The sequence below is a fragment of the Mesorhizobium sp. M7A.F.Ca.CA.004.12.1.1 genome (assembly GCF_003997835.1).
Taxonomy (GTDB): Bacteria; Pseudomonadota; Alphaproteobacteria; order Rhizobiales; family Rhizobiaceae; genus Mesorhizobium.
The window spans coordinates 1-1241 of record NZ_RZRK01001206.1 but is presented as its reverse complement, the minus strand read 5'-3'; the positions used below and the strand labels follow the sequence as shown (position 1 = coordinate 1241).

Here is a 1241-nt window from a genome sequence, read left to right as displayed (position 1 = left end):
CGGCAGCGCCATGCGCGCGACGATGCGCAGTTCCGGGCCGTCGTAGCCGACGACCGGTACTTCATCGCACCCTGTCAGCCTGACGAACTCTTCGTGCGCATCGACATCGACGCTTGTGCAGAACGTGTCGAAGATGATGGTCGGTTCGGTCAGCTTGCTTCTGTCGGCCATCATCGTGCACCCGAGATTGCGGTGCCAGCATGAGCCAGCGCCTCGCCTCTCCTGCTCTTGCCGATCGTGGCGCACGGCTTGCCGGTGTCGGCTTCACCGAACGCCTCGTGCCGCGCCAGGCTGGCGCCGTCGACTATGAATTCCCCGCTGCGTTGGCCTCCCAAGCCGCAGCCGCGCCGTCCGGCTCCTCCCTGGGCGGCGCCCCCTTTGCCCATTTCACTGAATCCTCCTGCGCACTGCGTGCTTCGGAGGACGGGTCCTCCTGTCCGGCTAGCGTTCGTGCCGGCCAGGACAGCGCGCCGGCAGTTGATGCCTCTTCGGCCGGCGCGCCTGATCTTTCCAGCAACGCGATCCTGCTGCCCGACCATGTGATGGTGCTGGTGCGCGCGGTCGCCGCCTACGAGCGCTGCACGAACGCGCGCGCCGTCGCCCTGGCGCTGACCGAATACGCCACGATGATCGGCGCCGGGGTGTTGGCCCGTGCGGTGGCCGATCTGGATGACGATCTCGCCGGCGCGCATGCGCGCCGGGCGGCAAACCGATTTCGAGGTGGCGGACCATGAGTGCATCTGCTTGCGGGCCTCCGTGAACTGACGCCCGCACACTGAATCAAACCCCTTCCTGCCTGCACGGAATCTTTTCGCAAGAAAAATTCCTTGACGGCTTTGCTTTGTCCGGAAGCTGCCATGTCCAAGCTCGACCCTGCCCTTTTCCTGACCACGGCCGAAGATCGCATTCGGATCAAGGCGCGCACCGAGCAGCTGATCAAGCTCGCCGGCGGACCTGGCGTCTTCCAGCACGTCGCGGGCGTGCCGACCGACATGCTGTCGAAATACGGCTCCCGCTCGGAGCCGAACTTCATCAACGCCGCCGTCATCGTGGCACTCGATCGGCAGCTCGGCGCGCCGATGATGCTGGAAGAGCTGGCCAACATGCTCGGCTACACGCTCGTGCCGCTTGAACCGGAACCGCCGGCAGCCGTCGGGGTCGATGACCTGGCCGACGTGCACAAGGAAACCAGCGAGCGATGTCACCGCCTCGCTGGTTTCCTTGTGCACGTCGGCCAGGTC

General features: G+C 65.8%; 1 protein-coding gene and 1 pseudogene. Both read left to right on the top strand.

Going from position 1 to position 1241, the window contains the following annotated elements; translation table 11 throughout:
* The first annotated feature begins 200 nt into the window (after window positions 1–200).
* Entirely contained in the window at window positions 201–734 is a 534-nt protein-coding gene (locus EN984_RS35145) for a hypothetical protein (RefSeq protein WP_127267943.1), read from the top strand.
* Between the two features lie 123 nt (window positions 735–857).
* Window positions 858–1241, top strand: a pseudogene (locus EN984_RS35140) (hypothetical protein); the annotation flags it as partial.